Raw genomic sequence first — 23872 nt, 5'->3', positions numbered from 1 at the left:
GGTCGTGCGGGGCGTGCGGAAGGTGCGGGGCGTACGGGTGCGCGGGGCCCTCCGGGGTACGCGGGGCCCTCCGGGGTGCGCGGCGGGCCGGGGTCAGGACGGCAGCGCGGCCGCCAGCAGTTCCACGAACGTCACGCCCTCCCGCGCCACGCCGAACACCTCGGCCCGCCGCAGGGTGCGCTCGGCCCAGGCCCGGTGCGGCTTCACCTCGTTCATCTTGTTCGTGTAGGCGGAGCGCAGGACGCCGCCCCCGCTGCGGTCCCCGTCCAGGATGTCGGCGGCGTCGCAGTACTCCTCGTGCGAGACCACCGACAGTGCGTGCACGGCGGGCACGTGGCTGGGGTGTATGCAGGTCTTGCCCAGCAGCCCGTTGGCGCGGTCGAGTTCGATCTCCCGCAGCAGGCCGTCCATGTCGTGCTCGATGAGTGCGGCCCGCAGCTTCTCCGCCTTCGGCGTGAAGGGGGTGCGCCGCAGCTGGGGCTTGAACATCCGCTCCTGGACCCGGAAGTACTCCCAGACCGGCCCCGTCACGGTGAAGCCGGTGCCGTCCGCGCGTCCGAGTACGTTCACCACGTCGGCTATGACGCCGGCCACGATCTGCACGTCGTAGGCGGTCATGTCGGGGGCGCGGCGCAGGCCGTAGGCGGAGCAGAAGTCGGTGACGCCCAGACGGAGGGCGAGCACGTTCTCGCGGTACTTGTCGACGGTGCGGGCGATGCCGGCCAGCGTCTCCTGGCGGGTCTCCAGGTGCAGCAGCTCGGGGGACTCCAGGACCGGCATGGCGAGCAGGCGCTGCCCGTGCTCCTCCTGGGCGGCGGTGAGCGCCTCCAGGAACGGGATCCCGCTGCCCTCGGTGAACTTCGGCAGGACGAACCCGGACAGCAGGCGCAGGTCGCCGCCGAGGCGAGCGGTGAGGTCGGTGATCTGCCCGGGGGTGCGGACCCTGATGAAGAGGAGGGGCAGGCAGGCCCCCCGGCCGCCCCACTGGCCGGCGCGCCGGCCGAGGTCGGCGAACTGCCCGACGAGGTTCGCCTCGGCCTGCTCCACCTCGGCGTCGTCGATGGAGTCCTCCAGGCACAGGACCATGGAGACCACGCCCTGGGCCGCCTGTTTGAGGACGTCGTCGGCGAGCCGGGGCCGGTTCGCGGGGCTGTAGAGGGTGGCTCCGAGTGCCACGGACAGGACGGCCGCGGGGGACGCGGAGTCGAACTCCGCGGGCCTGCGGTGGAACAGAGCCTCCTGCACCTGCTCGTCCAGGTGCCCGAAATGACGCATGCGACTCCCGAGTGATGAGGCCTGGTAGGGGCGGCATCGCCCGGCAACTGGCCGATTATCGTACGTATGAAGACCGACATTTTGTTCCCGGGACCATGAAGATCCGGTGACCGAACTGCTTCCCCCACATGGCTGAAACAGTGCACAGGTGCACCCGCATTGTCCCGCGCGGGCCCGGGAGGGCAGGATTGCGGCCATGACGCACGCGATGGTGAAGGGGTCCAACATCCCGCTCTCGGCGGCCTCGGTCCGCGCCGAACTGCACTGGAGTCCCGGTACCGGCGTACCGGACGTCGACGCCTCGGCGCTGCTCCTGGGAGCCGACGGCCGTGTGCGCTCCGACGAGGACTTCGTCTTCTACAACCAGCCGCTGCACCCCTCCGGGCTGGCCCGTCACTGCTCCAAGTCGCAGACCCCCGACGGGCTCAGCGACGGCGTCGAGATCGACCTGTCCGAACTGGACGCCGGGGTGGACCGGGTGGTCGTCGCGGCGTCCGCCGAGGCGGGGACCTTCGCCGGGGTGTCCGACCTGCGGCTGCTGATCCACGACGCCTCCGCCGGGGACGGCTCCGAGCCCGTCGCGCTCTTCGAGGTGGTGCCGGACACCGGGGACGAGACGGCGCTGATGTGCGGCGAGCTGTACCGGCGCGGCGACACCTGGAAGTTCCGGGCCCTGGGCCAGGGCTACACCAGCGGCCTGATCGGCCTGGCCACCGAGTTCGGCGTCGCCGTGGAAGGGAACGCCGAGCACGGGGACGACGGAGCCGGGGACGACCGGACCGGGGACGACGGAGCCGAGGCCGTCCGGACCGGGGACGACGGGCCCGGGGACGACGGGCCCGGAGACCTCGACCCGGGCGCCGACGCCGGGGCCGGAGCGGGCGGGGACGTCCCGCACGCGCCCTCCCCGGCCCCCGGGGAGGCGCCGCCGATGCCGCCCCTCCCGCCCGCACCGCCGGTGTCGTCCGTGCCGCCCGCGCCCGCCTGGCCGGAGCCGCAGGACCAGGACGCGACCGTGGCCCACTCCCCCGGCGCCACGGTGCCCCCCGGGATCGTGATGCCTCCCGGTGCCACAGTGCCCCCCGGAACCGTGATGCCCCCCGGAACCGTGATGCCCCCCGGGGCCGTGATGCCCCCCGCGCCCGTCGCGCCGCCGCAGCACGGGGGCTACGGCTATCCGCCGGCGGCCCCTGTCGCCCCGGCTCCCGCGGCAGCGGGTCCCGGGCAGGGCGGCGGCTACGGCTACCCCCCGCAGGCCCCGCCCGCACCCGCCGCGCCCCCGCAGCACGGCGGCTACGGCTGTCCCCCGCCGCAGCACCCGCAGGGCCACGGGTACGGCTATCCGCCTCCCCCGCAGGTACCGCCGCCCGCGCAGCACGGGCACCACGCACCGCCCGCACACCACGGGCAGCACGCGCACCACGGGCGGCCGGGCGGTTTCGCCCTGCCGCCCCAGGGGCCGCAGTTCCAGACCGCCCGGCACTGAGCCCCGGCCCCCGGCGGGGCGGTCCGGCCCCGCCGGGGCCGGGCCGCTCCCGCCGGAGGGGCCCGGCGTCAGATCTTGCTCTTGTAGCCCCGGGCCCACTGCAGGCCCCAGCCGTAGAGCCGGTCCAGTTCGGACTGGAAGCCGTAGACGTACTTCACCTCGCGCCGGACGAGCAGTTCGCCCTTGATGTTCTCGATGAGCACCACCGCGCAGGACCGGGCCTGGGGGGCCCGCTCGTCCAGGTCGATCTCCACCCGGGGACCGCTGTTGGGGTACAGGGTGAGTTTGCCCTGCGTGCGGTCGAAGGCGGGCGTGCCGTCGTAGATGTAGACGAAGATCAGGAGCCGCTTGATCTCGTCCTTCTTGTCGAGGTTGATGTAGAGCGTCTCGCCCGAGGAGCCGCCGAACCGGTCGTCGCCGCTCAGCTCTACGTACGGGGGCTGGTTGATGTCCCCGAAGAAGTCGCCCAGCGGCTGGACCACTCCCTTGGAGCCGTCGGCCAGTTCGTACATGCAGGCCAGGTCGAGGTCGATGTTGACCACGGCGGGGCCCTGCGCGTGCACGATCTCGGGCCGGAACAGGCTGCCCGGGTCGCGCAGCACGTCCTTCAGGCCGCGGCTGCGCTGCCCGAAGTCGGTCGAGCGCATCGACCAGGCCAGGTTGACCCGCAGTGTGCCGGAGGCCGCGCCCTGTTCGTCCAGCGAGACCAGCGGCGTGCGCCTGGTCAGCGTGACCCTGTAGGGCGCGTTGCTGTCGACCTGGGCCGTCCGCAGCCTGCGCAGGTAGTGCTGCATGTCCCGCATGGGAGAGTCCCACCCCTCGTACCTCGTCCGTCGCCGCCCGGCGGCATGCCTCGGGGGCGGCCGCAACGGTTCCTGCCGTTGCCGCCGCCCCCGTCAGGAGCGTGCTGCGCGCCGCCTGCGGCGCCGCTGCCTCACACTCCGGACGACACTTCCGCCGTGCCCTTCGACGAGGAGTTTTCCCCCAGTCGGCGGTTGCGTACCACCGACGACCAGAACGACGCGCCGATCAGCAGGACGCCGATCAGGCCGGTGATCACCTCGTTGATGTGGAACTGGATGGAGACCAGCAGGAGGACGGCCAGGGCGCCGATCGCGTAGTGCGCGCCGTGCTCGAGGTAGACGTAGTCGTCCAGGGTGCCCTGGCGGACCAGGTAGACCGTCAGCGAACGCACGTACATCGCGCCGATGCCCAGGCCCAGCGCCATCTCGAAGATGTCGTTGGTGATGGCGAAGGCGCCGATGACGCCGTCGAAGGAGAAGGAGGCGTCGAGCACCTCGAGGTAGAGGAAGAGGAAGAACGCGGCCTTTCCGGCCAGGCCGACGGCCGACTGCGGCTTGCGGCCGGTCTTCGCCGCCTCCGCGGCCTGCTTCTCCGCGGCCTCGTCCGCGGCTGCCTCGTCCTCCTCCAGGCGGCCCTCGAAGAAGTCCGACAGGCCGCCCACGACCAGGTAGGTCAGCAGGCCGGCGACGCCGGAGAGCAGCACGGTGCCCGACTTGTCACCGGAGCCGGGCACGTTGGTGGCCACCGTGGTGGCGGCGACCAGCAGGGTGATCAGGGCGATGACTATCGACAGCACGTCGAGGCGGCCGAGCTTGGCCAGCGGCCGCTCGAGCCAGGCGAGCCACTTGTGCTCGCGCTCCTCGAAGATGAAGTCGAGGAAGATCATCAGCAGGAACATGCCGCCGAAGGAGGCGATCGCCGGGTGGGCGGCGGTGACGAGCTCCTCGTACCTCGCCTTGTCGTCGATGGCCAGCTGGACTGCCTCGATCGGCCCCAGCTGGGCGGTGACCGCGACGATGACGACGGGGAAGACCAGCCGCATGCCGAAGACGGCGATCAGGATGCCGATGGTGAGGAAGATCTTCTGCCAGAAGGCGTTCATCTTCTTCAGCACGCTCGCGTTGACCACGGCGTTGTCGAAGGAGAGGGAGATCTCGAGGACGGACAGGATCGCCACGATCGCGAATCCCTGCCACCCCCAGGCCCAGAAAGCGAAGGCTAGACCGAGCACCGTGACGGCGAACGACCACCCGAAAGTCCGTAGGAGCACTGACATTCCCAATCTCTGTGCGGCGGTCTCCCGCGCAGGACACGCGTGTTTTTACGAAACGTTGACTCCGAAGTCTAGGGCGATACCCCGGAGTCCGGATGCATACCCCTGCCCCACCGCCCGGAACTTCCATTCCCCTCGATAGCGATAGATCTCACCGAAGATCATCGCGGTCTCGGTGGAGGCGTCCTCGGTCAGGTCGTAGCGCGCCAGCTCGTTGCCGTCCGCCTGGTTCACCACCCGGATGAATGCGTTGCTCACCTGGCCGAAGCTCTGCCGGCGCTCCTCGGCCTCGTGGATGGAGACCGGAAAGACGATCTTGTCGACCCGTTCGGGGACCAGGTCCAGGTCCACCAGCAGCGACTCGTCGTCGCCGTCGCCCTCACCGGTGAGGTTGTCCCCGGTGTGCTCCACCGAGCCGTCGGGGCTGGTGAGGTTGTTGTAGAAGACGAAGTAGTCGTCGCCGAGCACCCGTCCTCCGGAGCACATCAGGGCGCTCGCGTCGAGGTCGAACGGGGCGCCGGTGGTGGACCTCGCGTCCCACCCCAGGCCGACCATCACCTGCCGAAGTCCCGGGGCCGTCTTCGAGAGGGAGACGTTTCCCCCCTTGCCGAGCGTGACGCTCATGGCTGCCGCATCCTCCCCTGTTCCGATACTCCGCAGCCGGACGGGCGTCCGCCCCCCGGCGTGCGGCCGTCGCCGGGGCGGGCCCGCCGCCCCGGATCCCGCCGGGCCCCGCCCCGGCCTCACGGCGGGGCGGGGCCCGGCGGGCCGTGCAAACGGCCTCAGACGTTGACGCCGAAGTCCTGGGCGATGCCGCGCAGGCCGGAGGCGTATCCCTGGCCGATGGCCCGGAACTTCCACTCCGCACCGTGGCGGTACAGCTCGCCGAAGACCATGGCGGTCTCGGTGGAGGCGTCCTCCGTCAGGTCGTAGCGCGCCAGCTCGTTGCCGTCGGCCTGGTTCACCACCCGGATGAACGCGTTGCGCACCTGGCCGAAGCTCTGCTGACGGGCCTCCGCCTCGTAGATCGAGACCGGAAAGACGATCTTGGCGACGTCGGCCGGGACCCCGGCCAGGTTCACCTTGATCTGCTCGTCGTCGCCCTCGCCCTCACCGGTGAGGTTGTCCCCGGTGTGCTCCACCGAGCCGTCCGGGCTGGTGAGGTTGTTGAAGAACACGAAGTTCGCGTCGGACGACACCTTCCCCCCCTCGTTCGTGAGCAGGGCGCTCGCGTCGAGGTCGAAGTCCGTGCCGGTGGTGGTGCGCACGTCCCATCCCAGACCCACGACGACGGCCGTGAGGTTCGGCGCCTCCTTGGTCAGCGAGACGTTTCCACCCTTGCTGAGGCTGACTCCCACGAGTTCTCCCAAGGTCCGAGGAGCATCGTGTGCCCCCCTCGTGCAGTGCCATCAGGTCAACGCGCCGATCCTAGTCCGGGGTTCCCCGGCCCGGCCGGTCCACCGGCGGCGCGTCGCCCCTACAGCGCCTGCAGGGCCTTGGCGTACTCGTTGAGGTCGCGGGCGTCCGGCAGGCCGTTGACGACGGTCCAGCGCACGACGCCCTCCTTGTCGATGACGAAGGTCCCGCGCACCGCGCAGCCCCTGTCCTCGTCGAAGACGCCGTAGGCGCGGGAGACCTCTCCGTGCGGCCAGAAGTCCGACAGCAGCGGGTACTCCAGGCCCTCCTGCTCGGCGAAGACGCGCAGCGCGAAGGGCGAGTCGTTGGAGACGGCGAGCAGCTGGACGTCGTCGTTGACGAAGGTCGGCAGCTCGTCGCGCAGGGCGCACAGCTCCCCGGTGCACACGCCGGTGAAGGCGAAGGGGTAGAAGAGCAGGACCACGTTCTTGGAGCCCCGGAAGTCGGACAGCCGGACGGTCTCGCCGTTCTGGTTCTTCAGCCCGAAGTCCGGAGCCTCGGTGCCGACCTCGATCGCCATGTGTGCCGTCCCTTTCGTGTCGCCTGTCCGCGCGCCGGCTCGGCACGCGGTGCGGCCAGTCTTTCACTGCGGCCGCCCCGAACGGCGCCGGGGCCGGAAAGAAGCCGGGAAAGCCCGGACGGCCGCGGCGGGACGGCGGACGGCCGCGGGCCCCGCCGGTCGGTGACCGGCGGGGCCCGCCGCCCGGCAGCTGGTTCAGCGCTTTCCGGCGCGTGCCGTCTTCGGGGTCACCAGCCGGGTGCCCGACCAGTCCTTGCCCGCGTTGACGCTGCTGGTCTGGGCCAGGCCCGCGGTCTGCGCGGCCTCGTTGATCTCACTGGGCTCGACGTGGCCGTCCCGACCCGTCTTCGGGGTCATGAGCCAGATCGGCGCACCGTCGTCGATGGGCCCCAGGGCGTCGACGAGCGCGTCCGTCAGGTCGCCGTCGTCCTCCCTGAACCACAGCACCACGGCGTCCGGGACGTCGTCGTAGTCCTCGTCGACGAGCTCCTCGCCCGTGAGCTCCTCGATGGCGTCACGGAGCTCCTGGTCGACGTCGTCGTCGTAACCGAGCTCCTGGACCACCTGTCCGGGCTGGAAACCCAACCTGCCGGCCGGGTTGGTCCGCTCCTCCGCGTGGTCCGCGGTCGCGCTCACCGTGTGCCTCCTGTCCTGTGGATGTCATCGGTCCCGCGCGTGTGCGGGGCGATGGCCGTAGTCCACACGTGACGGGCGGTTCGCGCAAGTACCTGACCCCGCATCCCGCCCAAACGTCGACTTCTCACCGCAAGTCGCGCATCTCCCGGTGACCGGCGCCACAGGGATTCGCCCGGGTTGCGGCGGGATTTTCCCCTACCCCTCCAGTGTCCCTCACACCCCTGCGGAACGGACCCGAACGGCCGCAGGCCCCGGTGCACCCCCTCCGCCCCCTCCGCCGCCGGGGTTCCGCACCTCGGAACTGGTGTCCGACCGGTGACGGCACGGGCGTACAGTTGCGATTTGGACCACAGTCGCCCACAGGCACTTGCGGGCCACCCGTCGGACCGATCCACAGGCCCGAAAAGGGCCGCCATCTCACCACGTGGCGGTTACCGCACAGTAGAGATGACGGATTCTCCATGAGCGGTACACGATGGAGGCGGCGCGACACAGCAGAGCAAGACCGAGAGTGAAGGAACAGCGTGGCTTCCGGATCCGATCGCAACCCGATCATCATTGGCGGCCTTCCCAGCCAGGTCCCGGACTTTGATCCCGAGGAGACGGCGGAATGGCTCGACTCGCTCGACGCGGCCATCAGTGAGCGGGGTCGCGAACGCGCCCGCTACCTGATGCTCCGCCTGATCGAGCGTGCCCGCGAGAAGCGCGTGGCCGTGCCCGAGATGCGCAGCACGGACTACGTCAACACCATCGCCACCAAGGACGAGCCGTTCTTCCCCGGCAACGAGGAGATCGAGCGCAAGATCCTCAACGCCACCCGCTGGAACGCGGCCGTCATGGTCTCGCGCGCCCAGCGCCCCGGAATCGGCGTCGGCGGCCACATCGCGACCTTCGCCTCGTCGGCGTCGCTGTACGACGTCGGCTTCAACCACTTCTTCCGCGGCAAGGACGAGGGCGACGGCGGCGACCAGATCTTCTTCCAGGGCCATGCCTCGCCCGGCATCTACGCCCGCGCGTTCCTGCTGGACCGGCTGAGCGAGAAGCAGCTCGACGGGTTCCGCCAGGAGAAGTCCAAGGCCCCCGAGGGCCTGTCCAGCTACCCGCACCCGCGGTCCATGCCGGACTTCTGGGAGTTCCCCACCGTCTCCATGGGCCTGGGCCCCATCGGCGCCATCTACCAGGCCCGCATGAACCGCTACATGGAGGCCCGCGGCATCGCCGACACCTCCAAGTCGCACGTGTGGGCGTTCCTCGGCGACGGCGAGATGGACGAGCCGGAGTCCACCGGCCAGCTGAGCATCGCCGCCCGCGAGGGCCTGGACAACCTCACCTTCGTGGTCAACTGCAACCTGCAGCGCCTCGACGGCCCGGTCCGCGGCAACGGCAAGATCATCCAGGAGCTGGAGTCGGTCTTCCGCGGTGCCGGCTGGAACGTGATCAAGCTGGTCTGGGACCGCAGCTGGGACCCGCTGCTCGCCCAGGACCGCGACGGCGTGCTCGTCAACAAGCTCAACACCACCCCCGACGGGCAGTTCCAGACCTACGCCACCGAGACCGGCGCCTACATCCGCAAGCACTTCTTCGGCGACGACCACCGCCTGCGCCGCATGGTCGAGGGCCTCACCGACGACCAGATCCTGCACCTGGGGCGCGGCGGCCACGACCACCGCAAGATCTACGCGGCGTACGCGGCGGCCAAGGCCCACAAGGGCCAGCCGACCGTGATCCTGGCGCAGACCGTCAAGGGCTGGACCCTCGGCCCGAACTTCGAGGGCCGCAACGCGACCCACCAGATGAAGAAGCTCACGGTCGAGGACCTCAAGCGCTTCCGCGACCGGCTCCACATCCCGATCGCCGACCGCGAACTCGAGTCCGGACTGCCCCCGTACTACCACCCGGGCAAGGACTCCGAGGAGATCCAGTACATGCACGACCGCCGCAGCTCCCTGGGCGGCTACGTGCCGACCCGGGTCGTGCGGTCCAAGGCACTGGAACTGCCCGGGGACAAGGCCTACGCCACGGCGAAGAAGGGCACCGGGCAGCAGTCGATCGCCACCACCATGGCGTTCGTCCGCATCCTCAAGGAGCTCATGCGGGACAAGGAGATCGGCAAGCGCTTCGTGCTGATCGCCCCCGACGAGTACCGCACGTTCGGCATGGACGCGTTCTTCCCGTCGGCGAAGATCTACAACCCGCTGGGCCAGACGTACGAGTCCGTCGACCGCGAGCTGCTGCTGGCCTACAAGGAGTCGCCGACCGGCCAGCTGCTGCACGACGGCATCTCCGAGGCCGGCTGCACCGCCTCGCTGATCGCCGCCGGCTCCGCCTACGCCACGCACGGCGAGCCGCTGATCCCGGTCTACGTCTTCTACTCGATGTTCGGGTTCCAGCGCACCGGCGACCAGTTCTGGCAGATGGCCGACCAGCTCTCGCGCGGCTTCGTCCTCGGTGCGACCGCCGGCCGCACCACGCTGACCGGCGAGGGCCTGCAGCACGCCGACGGCCACTCGCAGCTGCTCGCCTCGACCAACCCGGCGGCGGTCTCCTACGACCCGGCGTACGCCTACGAGATCGCGCACATCGTCAAGGACGGCCTGCGCCGGATGTACGGCCCGGACTCCGAGGACGTCTTCTACTACCTGACCGTCTACAACGAGCCGATCCAGCAGCCCGCCGAGCCCGAGGGCGTCGACGTCGACGGCATCCTCAAGGGCCTGTACCGGCTGCGCGCCGGCGAGTCCGGCTCGGTCCCCGCGCAGGTCCTCGCCTCCGGCGTGGCCGTGCCGTGGGCGCTCGAGGCCCAGCGGATCCTCGCCGAGGAGTGGGACGTGCGGGCCGACGTGTGGTCCGCCACCTCCTGGAACGAGCTGCGCCGCGAGGCGGTGGCGTGCGAGGAGCACAACCTCCTCCACCCCGAGGAGGAGCAGCGCGTCCCGTACGTGACGAGCAAGCTCTCCGGCGCCGAGGGCCCGTTCGTGGCGGTCTCGGACTGGATGCGCGCCGTTCCGGACCAGATCTCCCGCTGGGTCCCGGGGACGTGGCAGTCGCTGGGCGCCGACGGGTTCGGCTTCGCCGACACCCGCGGTGCGGCCCGCCGCTTCTTCCACATCGACGCGCAGTCGGTCGTCCTGGCCGTGCTCACCGAGCTCGCCCGCGAGGGCAAGGTCGACCGCTCGGTGCTCAAGCAGGCCATCGACCGCTACCAACTGCTGGACGTGGCCGCGGCCGACCCGGGCGCCGCGGGCGGCGACGCCTGAGAGCGGTCCGGCCGGCCGCGGTGACGCGGCCGGCCGGACCGCCCGCCGCAACGGACGGGGCGGGGGCGGCAGCATCTTTCCGGTGCTGCCGCCCCCGCCCCGTCCGTTGCGGTTGCGGTTGCCGTTGTCGTTGCCGTCGTGCTCCGCCGGTGCGCGGTGTCACCGCGCCGGGGCGGCGGTTCAGGCGACCAGGCCGGTGCCGGCGGAGGTGGCCAGCCAGACCACGGACAGCACCGTGACAACGATGCCGAGGATCATGCCGATGAAGGCGGGCATCGCGCCGGTGTTGCGGTAGCTCTTCCCCTGCCCCAGGTATCCGAGGACGATCGCCAGCGGACCGAGGACGATACCCAGGAAGAAGAGCCCGAGGATCCCGCACACCAGCGAGGCGATGCCCAGCGTCCCGGCGTTGGAACCCGATCTGCCCGCACTGTTCCCGAAACCCGACATCATGTCCTCCTCCAGAGCTTGTGTACCGGCTCGCGCCGGTGAGTTCCGACTGCCCCGGCTCCGGACATCCATGCGTACCGACGTGACGGCCGGTCAGTGCTGCTGGATCTGGAACGCGCGCACCGCGTAGGGCGATTCGGGAGTCCAGTTGCCCGAGCCGGGATAGGTCTCGAAGTCGCCCTCGGTGGCGCACTCGCGCGACTGGTAGGTGGTGACCGGGCGGCCCGTGCGGTTGGCGAGAGACTTCGCGACGGCCCGGCCCGGCAGCGGGACGCAGCTCTCCACGTCGGCGGTGGACAGGTCGTACGCGTACCGGTGGCCGGTGTGGTTCTCCCCGGTCCACAGGCACAGTTCACCGCGGGCGCAGCGCCCCTGGTGCGGCTCGGCCGCGGCGGCCGGGCGGGCCGCGGGCGCGGCCGGGGCGGCGGACGCCGGGACCTGGGCCGGGGCGGCCAGGCCCAGGGCCGAGGTCATGGTCAGAGTCATGGTCAGGACGTGGCGCATCGGCGACGGCTCCCCCGTGCGGGCCGGCCCCCCGTGAGCCGGCGGCCCGGCAAGCGTTGCGGCCCCCGGAGAGCCGGAGCAAGGGGCGCGGCCCGCACTTCACCCGTACGGGGAGGCACCTGGGGCCGGAAGGGTGACGCCCGGCCGCCGTGCCTCCGCGGGTACGGCCGGAGTCCGCGCGCATCACCGGTACCCGGTCCTCGCCGGCACCGGCGCGGCTCGTCATACCCCGGTACTACGGGAGTTCCCGACCCTGGTACGACTCCCCCCGCGGCACCCGCCGTCTACGCTGGGCGACGGTGAACACTCCGAATGCCGAGAGCGGTCCGCGTACGCCCCCGCGGCGCCCGTACGCGCTCGTCCGCGACCTCGCGCGCAGTCTCGCCCGGCCCTCCTCCGACACCGCTCCCCTGCTGTCCGGCGCGTCCGCGCCGTGGCAGCGCGCACTGCCGTACGTCGTCGCGGTGGCCCTGGTCGCCTCGCTGCTGCCCGTCACCGTGGTGGTCCTCGGGAACGACCACGGTGTCGGCGGAGGGGTGGCCGGCATGCTCGCCACCGCGCAGACCGCCCCGCTGCTCCTGGCCGTCGCCCGGCCCCTGCAGGCCTGGTGGATCGTCGCCCCGGCCCATCTGGCCGGCGCCGTCGCCTCCCTCCTCTCCTCGGACTCCGTGAGCGCCTGGCCGTGGACCCCTCCCGGGGTCATCGGCTACCTGGCCCTGCTGACCGCCCTGTCACTGCGCGAACGGGCGCGCACCCTGACCGCCGTCTGGCTGACGACCGGGGCCGCGGGGTTCGGACTCGACCTGATCGCCCCCGGCCGGTCCGGCACGAGCACGAGCGTGCTGGTCTTCGTCCTCGGCGGCGTGCTCCTCCTGCTGGGGGGCGCGCTGCGGGAGCGGGGCGAGGCGCGGCGCCGGCTGACCGAGCAGGTGGGCATCAGCGAGGCCGAGCGCGCCCGGCGCACCCTGCTGGAGGAGCGCACGCGCATCGCCCGCGAGCTGCACGACGTGGTCGCCCACCACATGTCGGTGATCACCGTCCGGGCGGACAGCGCGCCGTACCGGATCGAGGGGCTCCCCGAGGAGGCGCTGGAGGAGTTCACCGCGATCGGCGCGTCGGCCCGGGAGTCGCTGACCGAGATGCGGCGGCTGCTGGGGGTGCTGCGCAGCGAGGACAACGGCGGCGAGCGCACCCCGCAGCCGGGGGTGGACCGCCTCTTCCCCCTGGTGGACGCCGTCTCCCGGGCCGGGGTCCCGACCACGCTGTCGTTCGAGGGCGCACAGGTGCGGGGGCTTCCGCCTGCAGTGGACCTGTCGGCCTACCGGATCGTGCAGGAGGCCCTGGCGAACGTGGTCCGCCACGCGCCGGGAGCCCGGGCCCTCGTCACGGTCGGCCTCGCGTCCCGCGGCCCGGCGGGCGAGCGGGAACTGCGGATCGAGGTCGTCAACGACGCCGCCGGCGCCCCCGGGGAACCGCTGGAGCCGCGGGCGGAAGGGACCGGGCACGGGCTCGTCGGCATGCGCGAGCGCGTCCGGCTGCTCGGCGGGACCCTGCAAACGGGTCCGACGCCGGAGGGCGGCTTCCGGGTAGCCGCGGCGCTGCCGCTCGCCGCGCACCCGGGGACCGACGGCGCGGGAGGCGCCGACGGCACTGCTACAGGAGCCGGCGAAGGCGCCGGCAGGGAGGACGTCAGCACCTCATGACCATCCGCGTGATCGTCGTGGACGACCAGGCCATGGTGCGGGCGGGGTTCGCCGCGCTGCTGGCCGCCCAGCCGGACATCGACGTCGTCGGCGAGGCGCCCGACGGCCTGCGGGCGGTCGAGGTGTGCGGGCACACCCTTCCTGACGTGGTGCTGATGGACGTCCGCATGCCGGAGATGGACGGCCTGGAGGCCGCCCGCCGGCTCCTCGACCCGCCGCCGCACGTCACCCACCGCCCGAAGGTGCTGATGCTGACCACCTTCGACATCGACGACTACGTCTACGAGGCGCTGCGGGCCGGGGCCAGCGGCTTCCTGCTCAAGGACGCCCCTCCGGCCGACCTGATCTCGGCGGTACGCGTCGCCGCGGCCGGCGACGCACTGCTCGCCCCCTCCGTGACCCGGCGTCTGATCGAGGAGTTCGCCCGGCAGCGCCCGGTGCCGCGGCGCGAACGCTCCACCCGGCTCAACGGCCTGACCCCCCGTGAGACCGAGGTGCTCGGACTCGTCGCCCGCGGGCTGTCCAACACCGAGATCGCCTCCGCCCTGGTCGTGGCCGAGCAGACCGTGAAGACGCACATCGGCCGCATCCTGGCCAAGCTCGGCCTGCGGGACCGGGCGCAGGCGGTGATCTGCGCCTACGAGAGCGGCCTGGTGCGTCCCGGGGACGGCGAACGGGCGGGGCGCTAGCCACGGCACGGGCAGGGCGCCGACCCGCATCCCGACGCCGACCCGCATTCCGGCGTCACCTCGTACTCCGGTATCACCGGGGAGTTGGCTCCCCGGTGTGACGTGCCGCAGTGCGTCTCCTTCCTACCTTTCCCTCCGCCGCCCCACCGACGAGGGAACGAGGGAAGATGCCGACCGCCCCCACCGAGGCCCCGCACCGGCCGACCGCCGCCACCGGGACCGCACTCCGCCCGCACACCGCCGACGGCCGAAGCAGGCTCCCGCGCCGCCGGATCCGGACGGGGGCGCGCGAGAGGCGGCGGGGGGCGAGGCTGCGGCGCACCGCGGTCGCCCTCGGGCTCGTGCTGTCCGCCGTGTGCACCACGGTCGGCTGGAGCGCCGCGTCCGCACAGACCCCCGTCACCGGCCCGGCCCCCGGCGCCGCCGCCTGGCGGGCGGACACCTCCTCCGGCCGGCTGCCCGACCCCGCGTCCGCCTCCGCCCGCGAGGTCGCCCGCTTCTTCGCCGGACTGGACGCGGACCGGCGGCGGGCCCTCGCCGCCCGGCACCCCTCGACCGTCGGCAACCTCGACGGTGCGCCCGTTCCCCTGCGGTACGCGGCCAACCGCGCGGCCCTGGAGGCCGCCGGGCGGGCCGCCCGGGCGGCCGGCCGGCCCGGGCAGGCCGCCCGCTATCTCGCGCTCGCCCGGCCCGGCCGGCAGATCCTCTCCTTCGACCCCCGCGGGCGCGGCACCGTCGCCGAGGTCCTCGGAGACCTCGGGAAGGCGCGCCGCGTCGCCGTCCTCGTCCCCGGGTCGGACACCGACCTGACGACCTACGACCGGCCGGGCACCAAGGGCGGCACGCCGGCTGCCGCGGCCGCGGCGCTGTACCGGCGGGCGGCCCGCACGGCCCCGGGCGTCCCGGTCGCCGTGGTCGTCTGGGCCGGCTACACCACCCCGGTGGGGGTGGGCCCGGACGCGGCCTCCTCCCGCCTCGCCCGGGCGGGTGCGCCCCGGCTGGACCGGTTCCTGGAGGGGCTGGCGGCCTCCACCGCCCCGGCCGCGCCTCCGGCCCTGCTGTGCCACAGCTACGGCTCGGTGGTGTGCGGCCTGGCCGCGTCCTCGCTCGCCCCGGACGAGGCGTCGGACCTGGTCCTCCTCGCCAGTCCCGGCGCGGGCGCCGGCTCCGCCGAGGAGCTGCGCACCGACGCCCGCGTCTGGGCCGGCCGCGCCCCCGACGACTGGATCCGGCACGTGCCCCACGTCAGCCTCGCCGGGCTGGGCCACGGGACCGACCCCGTCGACCCGGCGTTCGGCGCGCGGCGGCTGTCCACCGCCGGGGCCCGCGGGCACAGCGGCTACTTCGCCCCGGGCACGGGCTCCCTGGCCAGCCTCACCGCGCTCGTCCTGGGCCGCTGGTCCGACGTGGCCTGCGCCGACACCGATCCGGAGTGCCGCCGTGACCTCCCCTGACCACCGGAACACGCCCGGCCCCCGTCCTCTCCCCCGCGGCGGGCTGCGCGGACGGCTCGGCGACGCGGCGGCACGGACCGACGCGCGCACTCCGCCCGACCGCGACCGTGCGCTCGACGGGCTGCGGGCCCTGGCCCTGCTCTCCGTACCCGCCGGCCACTGGCTGCTGGGCGGTCTCGTCCTCGCCCCCGACGGCTCCCTGCGCAACGCCAGTCCACTGTCCGCGATGCCCTTCCTCGCCCCGGCCTCCTGGTTCCTGCAGATGCTCGGGATCTTCTTCCTCGTGGGCGGTGCCGCGTCGGTGCTGTCGCTGCGCCGGGCCGCCGGGCGCGGTGTCCCGGTGTCCGTCTGGCTGCGCGCCCGGGTCGCCCGGCTCGGCCGGCCGGTTCTGGCAGTCACCGCGGCGTGGGCGGTGCTGCTGCCTGTGCTCCATGCGGCCGGGGTGCCCGCGGGCACGCTGCGGACGGCCGCGGTGCTGGTCGTCCAGCCCCTGTGGTTCGTCGGGATCTACCTGGTCCTGACGGCCCTGACCCCCTGCTGCGCGGCCGCGGCGGACCGGCTGGGCGGCTGGACCGCGGCCCCGCTGCTGCTGTGCGTCGCTGTGGTGGACCTGCTCCGCTACGGTCCGTGGGCACAGTCCGTGCCCTCCTGGACCGGGCTGGTCAACCTCGTGCCCGGCTGGTTGTTCGCCTACCAGCTGGGGGTGGCCTGGGGCGGGGGCCGCATCGGCCGGCGGGGCGGATGGGTGCTGCTGACGGGCGGCGTCGCCATGTTCGCCGTACTGCTGGTGGCCTTCGGCTATCCCGCGAGCATGGTGGGGGTGCCGGGGGCTGCGCGCGCCAACTCCCATCCCCCGTCCCTGCTGGTGATCGCCCTCGCCGGAGCGCAGTGCGGCGCGGCGGTCCTCCTGCGGGACCGGATCGGCCGGTGGCTGCGCCGTCCCGGGCTGTGGGCTCCGGTCGTGGTGCTGAACCTGTCCGCGATGACGGTCCTGTGCTGGCACCAGAGCGCGATGCTGGCGGTCGCCGTCCCCGGCGGGCTCCTCGGCACGGTCCCCGGCCTGACCGCTCCCCCCGATTCCCTCGGGTGGGTTGCGGCACGGCTGTGCTGGCTGCCGGTATTCGCCGGGGTGCTGGTCGCCGTCGGTTCACGGGTGCGGCGTTTCGAGGCCCCGTGGACGGGCGTGCCGCGGCGGGCCCGGGCGGTCGTCGCGGCCCTGACCTCGGGATTCGCTGTGTACGCATTCGTCGTCGTATGACCCTCGCCGTTCAAACCTGTTTCCTCCGTGACCTGCGTCACTTTGATCACGGACAGGCCACGGGATCTCCTAGGGTGACCCCCGGTGACTCCTCTCGACGAGCGATTCGGCTCCTCCCCCCACGCAATCGGTTGGTACTGGCTGCGCGCATTCGCGCAGGACGCGGCCCCGCCGGGCAGAGCCGCGCTGGCCGTGCTGATCGTCTTCGTCCTGCTGGCCACCAGCGGCTGGACCGCCTCCCAGCGGCACGCACGTCCGCCCGACCCGCGGAAGGCGGCCCTGGCCGCCTGGCTGCACGGTTCGGTCGGCTCCCGCAAACTGCCGCGCACGGACTCCGCTCCGACGGCGATCGCCCGTTTCTTCTCCGCCATCGGTTCCCGGCAGTCCGTCCGGCTCGCCGACCGCCACCCCCTGGTCGTGGGCAACCTCGACGGCGCACCGGTGCGGCTGCGCTACCGGGCCAACCGGACGGCGATCTCCCGGGCCCTGGCCGATGCCCGCGAGAGGGCGCGCGACCCCCGGCTGACCGTGCAGGGCCGGCACGAGGCCGGACGACGCGCACACCGGTACGCGTCCCTGCTGCAGGGCGGCCGTCAGGTCCTCGCCTTCGACCCGGCCGGACGCGGCCGGGCCGCCGAGGTCTTCGGCGACCTGTCCACCGCCCGCCGGGTCTCGGTGGTCGTCCCCGGCTCCGACACCGACCTGGACACCTTCGAGCGCACCCGCAGGCGGTACTCCGCCCCCTCGGGCATGGCCGGCTCCCTCTACCGGGAGGCCCGGCGGCTCGAGCCCGGCGCGAAGGTGGCGGTCATCGCCTGGGCCGACTACACCACGCCCCTCGGCGTGGGGGTGGACGCGGCCACCGGCACCCTGGCCGCCGGCGGCGCCGTCCGGCTGGAGCGCCTGCTGGGCGCGCTCCCCGGCCGTTCCCCGGTCTCCCTGTTCTGCCACAGCTACGGGTCGGTGGTGTGCGGGGTCGCCGCGCCGCGGCTGGACGGTCGGGTCACCGACATCGCGGTCTCCGGCAGCCCGGGAATGCGGGTGGACAACGCGGCGCAGCTGCGCACCGGCGCCCGGGTGTGGGCGGCCCGGGACCGGGACGACTGGATCGGGAACGTCCCGCACCTGGAGTTCGCCGGCCTGGGCCACGGCGGCGACCCGGTCTCCCCCGCCTTCGGCGCACGGGTGGTCGGCTCGGAACGGGCCCGGGGGCACTCCGGTTACTTCGCGCCGGGCACCGGCAGCCTGGAGAACTTCGCCCGGATAGCACTGGGCCGCTACGGGACCGTGGAGTGCACGGCGGGGAACGACCGCACCGCGGGGGGCGCCGGCGCCAGGGTCCGTTCCTGACCGCAACCGGAACTGGCCGCTTCCGGACGGGCCTGCGCACGCCGGGGTCCCCCGGGGACTCCCGCACCTACGATGTGAGGCCATGGGCGAGGTGTTGACGGGGGTCCACGCCACCTGGGAGTTCGGGACGGATGCCGTGCACATCCGCTACGAGCGGGGTGTGCGGACGCCGAGACTGCTTCAGGTGCTGGGGGAACGCCGGCTGCCGTACGAGGCCGTGGCGTCGGTGGAGACGGGCCGCGGCAGGCGCGGCACGGTGGTCCTGCGTGCCCGGCCGCGGCCGGGCACGGACCCGCTGACGGACGCGGCGGACGGGCAGCTGAGGGACTCGGCCGACCCGTACCGGCTGGTGCTGCCGGCCGACCGGGAGGGGCTCGCCGAGCGCTGCGCCCGCCTGGTGCGGGAAGCGGCCTCCGGCTCCGGGCGGGGGCGGAACGGTGGTTTCCTGCTGCCCGCTCCCCCCGTCCCGCTGCAGTTCGGCGGCAGGGACGGCAGGGCGTCCTTCGACGGCCGGGAGGTGTTCTTCCGCTGGTCCCTGACCGGGGCCTCCGCGGCGAAGTGGAAGGCCGGGGACCAGACGTTCCCGGTGGAGCGGCTGGCCGGCGTGGAATGGCGCCCGCCGAGGGGCACCGGGGGGCACCTGCGCCTCCTGCTGCGCGAGGGCGGCCAGCCGGCCGACCCGGCCGAGGACCCCGCGGCGGTGGTCCTCGGGCTCGTTCACGGAGCGGTGCACGATTCGCTGCCCTTCGCCGCAGCGGTCCTGGCCGCGTCCCGGGCCGCGGGCGGCGCGGCGCCCGCACCCTCCGCGTACTCCGCGTACTCCGCGCACGCCGCGCACGCCGCGCTCTCCTCGCACCCCGCGGCGTCCGCGGCCCGGGCCGGCGGGCCCGGCCTCCCCGCCGCGGCCGGCAGCGCCCGGTACAGGAGCGACGCCGCCGACATCGCCGACCGGATCCGCCACCTCGGCGAGCTGCGCGGCGCCGGGCTGCTCACCGACGAGGAGTTCACGACGAAGAAGGCGCAGCTGCTGGCCGAGCTCTGACACCCCCCGCGCCGACCCGGCCCGGTGCCGGTGCCCCGGCCCGCACCGGGTGCCCGGCCCGGGCCGGCCGCCCGCGGGGCGGTCACTGCGTCATTCGCGGGCTGCCGAGGTGCCGCTCATGTCCGGGTAGCGGTTCCCCGCGACGCTCTCCGCGACGGCGTCCAGGGCCGTGAGGTCGTCCGCGGTCAGCTCCAGGCGGATCGCGGCGAGGTTCTCCGCGAGCCGGGAGCGCTTGCGGGTGCCGGGGATCGGCACCACGGTCAGGCCGTGCACCTCGGCCCGCCGGTGCACCCAGGCCAGCGCGACCTGGGCCGCGGTGGCGCCGTGGGCCCCGGCGATCCTGTGCACCGGTTCCAGCAGGGCCGCGTTGGCGCGGGCGTTGTCCCCGGTGAAGCGGGGGTGCTGCCTGCGGTAGTCGGTCTCCCCCAGGTCCTGGGACGCGTCGGTGAAGGAGCCGGTCAGGAAGCCCCGGCCGAGCGGGGAGTAGGGGACGAGGGCCACGCCCAGTTCGGCGGCGGCCGGGACCGCGCTGCGCTCCACGTCCCGGCTGAACAGCGACCATTCGGACTGCAGGGCCGCGATCGGGTGGACGGCGTGCGCCTCGCGCAGCTCGGCGCCGGTCACCTCGGACAGGCCCAGGTGCCGCACCTTTCCCTGCCTCACCAGTTCGGCCATCGCGCCCACCGACTCCTCGAGGGGGACCGCGGGGTCGCGCCGGTGCATGTAGTAGAGGTCGATGACGTCGGTCCCCAGGCGCCGCAGGCTGCCCTCGACGGCCCGGCGGATGTGGGCGGGGTCGTTGCGGACGCCGCGCACGGCACCGTCCTCGCCGCGGACGATCGCGAACTTGGTGGCCAGGGTGATCTCGTCGCGGTGGGCCCGGACGAAGGGGGCGAGGAACTCCTCGTTGGCGCCGCGGCCGTACATGTCCGCGGTGTCGAACAGGGTCACCCCCGCCTCCAGGGCGGCCTCCAGGGTGGCACGCGCCTCGGGGACGTCGGTGTCCCCGTAGAACTCGCTCATCCCCATGCAGCCCAGCCCCTGGACGCCCACCTCCGGGCCGCCCGTGCCGAGCTCGACGGCCGGGATCCTCCCTGCGCCGCCCTCCGAGCCCCGCCCGCTCCCCGTGTTCTGCGTGTTCTGCGTGTTCTCGCCGTTCATGGGGGATCAGTTCCTCTCCGACGCCCTCCGGGCGTCAGCGTACGAGTCGATCTTGAAGTCGAGGACGGCGAGCGTCGTCCGCAGTTCGGCGATCCGGGAGCGCACGTTCTCGCGGTGCGCGCGCAGCAGGTCCTGCCGTTCGGCGAAGGTGTGCTCGCCCTCGCGCACCAGCTCGGCGTATCGGACCATGTCCGCCACCGGCATCCCGGTCAGCCGCAGTTTGCCGACGAAGTCGAGCCGGTCCAGGTCGCGGTCGCTGTAGTGGCGCCGTCCGCCGTGCGAGCGGTCGACGTGCGGCATCAGGCCGATGCGCTCGTACCAGCGCAGGGTGTGCGCGCTCAGCCCCGTGTGCTCGGAGACCTCGCCGATCGTGTAGCGGTCGCGGTCCGCCGGCCGCGGGCGCGGTCGCGGCTGCGTGCACGGAAGCGCCGTGGCGCCGTCCGGTCCGTGGCCGTTCCCGGCCTGCACTGCGGTCATGCCGCACCTCCCGGGTCCTGCCGCCGTGGCGGGTCCTGCCGTCCTCGCGGTCGTCACCACGCTAGAGAGTTGGAGTGCACTCCAGGCAAGCGCAGGCCGGGGAACGAGGGACGGGCGGGCACCGTTACAGTCGCAGGCATGGAGTCTCTGCGGGTGATCGAGAACTGGCCGGTCGACACGGCGGCGGCGGCCGTGGTGCGCCGCGACGGAACGGTGGCCGGGGCGCACGGCCCGACCGGGCGCCCCTTCCCGCTGGCGTCGGTGACCAAGCTGCTCACCGCGTACGCCTCCCTGATCGCCGTGGAGGAGGGCGCGGTCGAGCTGGACGACCCGGCGGGCCCGGAGGGCTCGACGGTGCGTCACCTGCTGTGCCACTCCTCGGGCCTGGCGTTCGACGAGCCCCGCTCCATGGCAGCCCCGGGCACCCGCAGGGTGTACTCCAACGCCGGTTTCGAGCAGCTGGCGCAGACGGTCGCCGCGGCGGCCGGGATGCCGTTCGCCGAGTACCTGCGGCAGGCGGTGCTCGAACCGCTGGGGATGAACGCCACGCAGCTGCCGGGCTCCCCCGCCGCGGCCGGGGTCTCCACGGTGGACGACCTGGTCCGGTTCGCCGCCGAGCTGCAGGCGCCCCGGCTGCTGGACGCCTCGACCCTGGCGGAGGCGACCTCGGTGGTCATGCCGGGGCTGAACGGGGTACTGCCCGGCTACGGGAACCAGAAGCCCAACGACTGGGGGCTCGGGTTCGAGATCCGGGACGGCAAGTCCCCCCACTGGACGGGGGCGTCCTCCTCCCCCCGCACCTTCGGCCACTTCGGGCAGTCGGGCACCTTCCTGTGGGTGGACCCGGACGCGGGCGCGGCCTGCGTGTGCCTGACGGACCGGCCCTTCGGCCCGTGGGCGGTCGAGGTGTGGCCGGCGCTGACGGACGCGGTCCTCGCCGAGCTGAAGGGCCGCTGACCCCGGCCTGCGCGAGGCCGTCCCCGGCCGGGACCGGGCCCGGTCAGCCGTACGAGGGCTCGGCGTGCATCTCCCACACCAGGGCTTCCCCGCCGCCCTCCGCGCCGGCGACCTCCAGGTCCCGGCAGCCGGTGATCCGCGCCGAGTCCCCCTCCCCCAGCGGTTCCTCGCCCAGTCGCAGCGCGCCGCGCACCACGTGCACGTACACGAAGGGCGCCCGCGGCAGAGCCGCCGTGCCACCCTCCCCGAGCCGGGCGGCGTGCAGCACGGCGTCCGCCTGGCGGAGCGCGACCGCGCCGGCGTGCCCGCGGCCGGAGGCCACCGGGACCAGGCCGCCGTCCTGCGGGAGTGTCACGTCGGCGCGGTCGTGGCGGGGCGGGCCGCCGTGGCGGTCCGGGTGCAGCCACATCTGCAGGAAGCGGGTGGGGCCGGTGTGCGCGTTGCGCTCGGTGTGCAGGATCCCGGCGCCGGAGCCGGTGCTCTGCACCTGGCCGGGCCGCAGCGTGCCGGCGGCGCCGGTGGAGTCGCGGTGCTCCAGTGCGCCCTCGACCATCCAGGTGACGATCTCGGTGTCGCGGTGCCGGTGTTCGCCGAACCCGGCGCCGGGTTCGAGCCGCTCGTCGTTGACGGCCGTCAGCAGGCCGAACCCGGTGTTGTCCGGGTCGTAGTGCCCGGAGAAGGAGAAGGCGTGCCGGGTGTCGATGCCGGCCTGCCGGTCACCGCCCCGGTACCGGGTGTCCGCCCGCCTGATGTCGATCACGCCCGCCAGCCTACGGCCGCCGCGGCCGCCGCCGGTCCCGCGCACCCGCCGGGCCCGCCCGCACCGCCGACCGCGCCCGCCGCACCGCCGGGCCCGCGGCAGGACCGGTGAGGAGACGACTGACAGGGCCGGTGACGAGGCCGGTGACGAGCACTGCCCGCGATGAGGCAGGCTTGTCACGTGCCTGATGCCTCCCGCAATGACCGCAACGACCGCAGCGGACATCCCTGCCCCACCACCCTGCGCCGCCTGGAGAAGTCCGCGGGCCGCCTCGCCGCCGCGGCCATCGCGCGGATGGACGAGGCGCTGCCGTGGTACCGGGCCATGCCCCCGGAGAACCGGTCGTGGATCGGCCTGGTGGCGCAGGCGGGCATCGCCGCGTTCACCGAGTGGTTCCGCCACCCCGAGGCGCCGCAGGCGATCAGCACGGACGTGTTCGGCACCGCGCCGCGCGAGCTGACCCGGGCGGTGACGCTGCGCCAGACCGTGGAGATGGTGCGCACCACCATCGAGGTGATGGAGTCGGCGATCGACGAGGTGGCCGCGCCGGGGGACGAGTCTGCGCTGCGCGAGGCGCTGCTGGTCTACTCGCGCGAGATCGCCTTCGCCACCGCGCAGGTGTACGCGCAGGCCGCGGAGGCGCGCGGCGCGTGGGACGCCCGGCTGGAGTCCCTGGTGGTCAACGCGATCCTGTCGGGCGAGGCGGAGGAGGGGATGCTCTCGCGCGCCGCGGCGCTGGGCTGGAGGTCGCCGGACCGGGTGGTGGTGGTGCTGGGCACCGCGCCGGACGGGGACAACGAGCTGACGGTGGACGCGATCCGCCGGGCCGCCCGGCACGCCAGGCTCCAGGTGCTGACCGGGGTCCTGGGCGAGCGGCTGGTGGTGGTGGCCGGCGGTCCGGGGGACCCGATCCGCATCGCGAAGGCGCTGATCGGCCCGTACGCGCCGGGGCCGGTGGTGGTGGGCCCGGTCGTGCCGGACCTGGTGTCGGCGACGCGGTCGGCGCAGGCCGCGGCGGCCGGTCTGAAGGCGTGCGCGGCGTGGCCGGACGTGCCCCGTCCGGTGCTCGCGGACGACCTGCTGCCCGAGCGCGCGATGGCCGGTGACCCGGGCGCCCGGAGGCAGTTGGTGGAGGAGATCTACAGACCGCTGGAAGAAGCCGGGTCGGCCCTGCTGGAAACGCTGAGTGTCTACCTGGAGCAGGCGTCCTCCCTGGAAGGCGCGGCGCGCATGCTGTTCGTGCACCCGAATACCGTGCGCTATCGGCTCAGACGTGTGACGGACGTCACCGGATGGTCACCCTCCGACGTCCGTTCCGCGTTCACCCTGCGGACGGCGCTCATCCTGGGACGTCTCGCGGACGCAGAACAGCGGCGCTGAGTTTTTGTGGGACACCCACA

The 23872-nt window shown here is 73.5% G+C and carries 22 protein-coding genes; 10 read left to right on the top strand and 12 right to left on the bottom strand.

Annotated features, from left to right (window positions below):
* Positions 1-93: 93 nt before the first annotated feature.
* Positions 94-1275, bottom strand: a complete 1182-nt coding sequence (locus tag GQS52_RS19600; RefSeq protein WP_182314666.1) for an HpcH/HpaI aldolase/citrate lyase family protein — start codon at positions 1273-1275, stop codon at positions 94-96.
* 196 nt (positions 1276-1471) lie between these two features.
* Between GQS52_RS19600 and GQS52_RS19595 the strand changes: the two genes are divergently transcribed.
* Positions 1472-2761 (top strand): TerD family protein, encoded by a 1290-nt coding sequence (locus tag GQS52_RS19595; RefSeq protein ID WP_182314665.1) that lies wholly within the window; start codon positions 1472-1474, stop codon positions 2759-2761.
* 68 nt (positions 2762-2829) lie between these two features.
* Here GQS52_RS19595 and GQS52_RS19590 read toward each other — a convergent pair whose 3' ends face one another.
* From GQS52_RS19590 to GQS52_RS19565, 6 genes are all read right to left on the bottom strand, one after another.
* A complete protein-coding gene (locus GQS52_RS19590) occupies positions 2830-3555 on the bottom strand; it encodes a Tellurium resistance (protein WP_182314664.1) in 726 nt (241 codons plus the stop codon).
* Positions 3556-3695: 140 nt separating this feature from the next.
* Positions 3696-4835: a DUF475 domain-containing protein gene (locus tag GQS52_RS19585; protein WP_182314663.1), complete on the bottom strand. Its 1140-nt coding sequence runs from the start codon at positions 4833-4835 to the stop codon at positions 3696-3698.
* A gap of 51 nt (positions 4836-4886) precedes the next feature.
* Positions 4887-5462 (bottom strand): TerD family protein, encoded by a 576-nt coding sequence (locus tag GQS52_RS19580; RefSeq protein WP_182314662.1) that lies wholly within the window; start codon positions 5460-5462, stop codon positions 4887-4889.
* A gap of 158 nt (positions 5463-5620) precedes the next feature.
* On the bottom strand, positions 5621-6196 hold the full coding sequence (locus tag GQS52_RS19575; protein ID WP_182314661.1) for a TerD family protein: 576 nt from the start codon (positions 6194-6196) through the stop codon (positions 5621-5623).
* 119 nt (positions 6197-6315) lie between these two features.
* A complete protein-coding gene (locus GQS52_RS19570; RefSeq protein ID WP_182314660.1) occupies positions 6316-6774 on the bottom strand; it encodes a peroxiredoxin in 459 nt (152 codons plus the stop codon).
* Between the two features lie 195 nt (positions 6775-6969).
* Positions 6970-7410: a DUF3052 domain-containing protein gene (locus tag GQS52_RS19565; protein ID WP_182314659.1), complete on the bottom strand. Its 441-nt coding sequence runs from the start codon at positions 7408-7410 to the stop codon at positions 6970-6972.
* Positions 7411-7934: 524 nt separating this feature from the next.
* On the opposite strand from GQS52_RS19565, the gene aceE reads away from it, so the two are divergent.
* Positions 7935-10667 carry a pyruvate dehydrogenase (acetyl-transferring), homodimeric type gene (gene aceE / locus GQS52_RS19560; RefSeq protein WP_182314658.1) on the top strand — a complete coding sequence of 911 codons (2733 nt, stop codon included), beginning with the start codon at positions 7935-7937 and terminating at the stop codon, positions 10665-10667.
* A gap of 180 nt (positions 10668-10847) precedes the next feature.
* Here the strand turns inward: aceE and GQS52_RS19555 are convergent, their stop codons facing one another.
* Together GQS52_RS19555 and GQS52_RS19550 are read right to left on the bottom strand one after the other, a co-directional pair.
* Positions 10848-11120 (bottom strand): DUF4190 domain-containing protein, encoded by a 273-nt coding sequence (locus GQS52_RS19555; protein ID WP_259370864.1) that lies wholly within the window; start codon positions 11118-11120, stop codon positions 10848-10850.
* Between the two features lie 90 nt (positions 11121-11210).
* Positions 11211-11621: a peptidase inhibitor family I36 protein gene (locus GQS52_RS19550; protein WP_182314657.1), complete on the bottom strand. Its 411-nt coding sequence runs from the start codon at positions 11619-11621 to the stop codon at positions 11211-11213.
* 299 nt (positions 11622-11920) lie between these two features.
* Here GQS52_RS19550 and GQS52_RS19545 point away from each other — a divergent pair, with 299 nt between their 5' ends.
* The 6 genes from GQS52_RS19545 to GQS52_RS19520 all read left to right on the top strand — a co-directional run bounded on the left by GQS52_RS19545 (position 11921) and on the right by GQS52_RS19520 (position 19117).
* A complete protein-coding gene (locus GQS52_RS19545) occupies positions 11921-13324 on the top strand; it encodes a sensor histidine kinase (protein WP_182314656.1) in 1404 nt (467 codons plus the stop codon).
* Entirely contained in the window at positions 13321-14013 is a 693-nt protein-coding gene (locus tag GQS52_RS19540) for a response regulator transcription factor (protein ID WP_182314655.1), read from the top strand. The genes GQS52_RS19545 and GQS52_RS19540 overlap by 4 nt, the downstream gene beginning before the upstream one ends.
* 167 nt (positions 14014-14180) lie before the next feature.
* Positions 14181-15467 carry an alpha/beta hydrolase gene (locus tag GQS52_RS19535; RefSeq protein WP_182314654.1) on the top strand — a complete coding sequence of 429 codons (1287 nt, stop codon included), beginning with the start codon at positions 14181-14183 and terminating at the stop codon, positions 15465-15467.
* A 43-nt stretch (positions 15468-15510) separates the two neighbouring features.
* Entirely contained in the window at positions 15511-16725 is a 1215-nt protein-coding gene (locus tag GQS52_RS19530) for an acyltransferase (protein ID WP_182316577.1), read from the top strand.
* Positions 16726-16866: 141 nt separating this feature from the next.
* The gene (locus GQS52_RS19525; RefSeq protein ID WP_259371158.1) at positions 16867-18075 is read left to right on the top strand and encodes an alpha/beta hydrolase family protein; all 1209 of its coding nucleotides are present in this window, start codon (positions 16867-16869) and stop codon (positions 18073-18075) included.
* Between the two features lie 82 nt (positions 18076-18157).
* A complete protein-coding gene (locus GQS52_RS19520) occupies positions 18158-19117 on the top strand; it encodes a DUF4429 domain-containing protein (RefSeq protein WP_182314652.1) in 960 nt (319 codons plus the stop codon).
* A 90-nt stretch (positions 19118-19207) separates the two neighbouring features.
* On the opposite strand, the gene GQS52_RS19515 is transcribed toward GQS52_RS19520, so the two are convergent.
* Complete coding sequence (locus GQS52_RS19515) at positions 19208-20278, bottom strand: aldo/keto reductase (protein ID WP_182314651.1); 1071 nt, start codon at positions 20276-20278, stop codon at positions 19208-19210.
* Positions 20279-20284: 6 nt separating this feature from the next.
* Entirely contained in the window at positions 20285-20755 is a 471-nt protein-coding gene (locus GQS52_RS19510; protein WP_182314650.1) for a MerR family transcriptional regulator, read from the bottom strand.
* A 138-nt stretch (positions 20756-20893) separates the two neighbouring features.
* Between GQS52_RS19510 and GQS52_RS19505 the strand changes: the two genes are divergently transcribed.
* Positions 20894-21712, top strand: a complete 819-nt coding sequence (locus GQS52_RS19505) for a serine hydrolase domain-containing protein (protein ID WP_182314649.1) — start codon at positions 20894-20896, stop codon at positions 21710-21712.
* A gap of 43 nt (positions 21713-21755) precedes the next feature.
* Here the strand turns inward: GQS52_RS19505 and GQS52_RS19500 are convergent, their stop codons facing one another.
* Positions 21756-22472, bottom strand: a complete 717-nt coding sequence (locus GQS52_RS19500) for a pirin family protein (RefSeq protein WP_182314648.1) — start codon at positions 22470-22472, stop codon at positions 21756-21758.
* A 180-nt stretch (positions 22473-22652) separates the two neighbouring features.
* Between GQS52_RS19500 and GQS52_RS19495 the strand changes: the two genes are divergently transcribed.
* Positions 22653-23852 (top strand): helix-turn-helix domain-containing protein, encoded by a 1200-nt coding sequence (locus GQS52_RS19495; protein ID WP_182314647.1) that lies wholly within the window; start codon positions 22653-22655, stop codon positions 23850-23852.
* The last annotated feature ends 20 nt before the right edge of the window (positions 23853-23872 follow it).

This window comes from Streptomyces sp. SCUT-3, from assembly GCF_014083985.1.
Classification (GTDB): Bacteria; Actinomycetota; Actinomycetes; order Streptomycetales; family Streptomycetaceae; genus Streptomyces_H; species Streptomyces_H thermolineatus.
Note: the sequence above shows the minus strand (reverse complement) of the source record. Positions and strands in the feature narration are given on the sequence as shown.

Bases quoted from the DNA above. Each gene is read 5' to 3' on its own strand.
- GQS52_RS19600 (WP_182314666.1), bottom strand. From the start codon at position 1,275: ATGCGTCATTTCGGGCACCTGGACGAGCAGGTGCAGGAGGCTCTGTTC.
- GQS52_RS19595 (WP_182314665.1), top strand. From the start codon at position 1,472: ATGACGCACGCGATGGTGAAGGGGTCCAACATCCCGCTCTCGGCGGCC.
- GQS52_RS19590 (WP_182314664.1), bottom strand. From the start codon at position 3,555: ATGCAGCACTACCTGCGCAGGCTGCGGACGGCCCAGGTCGACAGCAAC.
- GQS52_RS19580 (WP_182314662.1), bottom strand. From the start codon at position 5,462: ATGAGCGTCACGCTCGGCAAGGGGGGAAACGTCTCCCTCTCGAAGACG.
- GQS52_RS19570 (WP_182314660.1), bottom strand. From the start codon at position 6,774: ATGGCGATCGAGGTCGGCACCGAGGCTCCGGACTTCGGGCTGAAGAAC.
- GQS52_RS19555 (WP_259370864.1), bottom strand. From the start codon at position 11,120: ATGATGTCGGGTTTCGGGAACAGTGCGGGCAGATCGGGTTCCAACGCC.
- GQS52_RS19550 (WP_182314657.1), bottom strand. From the start codon at position 11,621: ATGCGCCACGTCCTGACCATGACTCTGACCATGACCTCGGCCCTGGGC.
- GQS52_RS19540 (WP_182314655.1), top strand. From the start codon at position 13,321: ATGACCATCCGCGTGATCGTCGTGGACGACCAGGCCATGGTGCGGGCG.
- GQS52_RS19535 (WP_182314654.1), top strand. From the start codon at position 14,181: ATGCCGACCGCCCCCACCGAGGCCCCGCACCGGCCGACCGCCGCCACC.
- GQS52_RS19520 (WP_182314652.1), top strand. From the start codon at position 18,158: ATGGGCGAGGTGTTGACGGGGGTCCACGCCACCTGGGAGTTCGGGACG.
- GQS52_RS19515 (WP_182314651.1), bottom strand. From the start codon at position 20,278: ATGAACGGCGAGAACACGCAGAACACGCAGAACACGGGGAGCGGGCGG.
- GQS52_RS19510 (WP_182314650.1), bottom strand. From the start codon at position 20,755: ATGACCGCAGTGCAGGCCGGGAACGGCCACGGACCGGACGGCGCCACG.
- GQS52_RS19505 (WP_182314649.1), top strand. From the start codon at position 20,894: ATGGAGTCTCTGCGGGTGATCGAGAACTGGCCGGTCGACACGGCGGCG.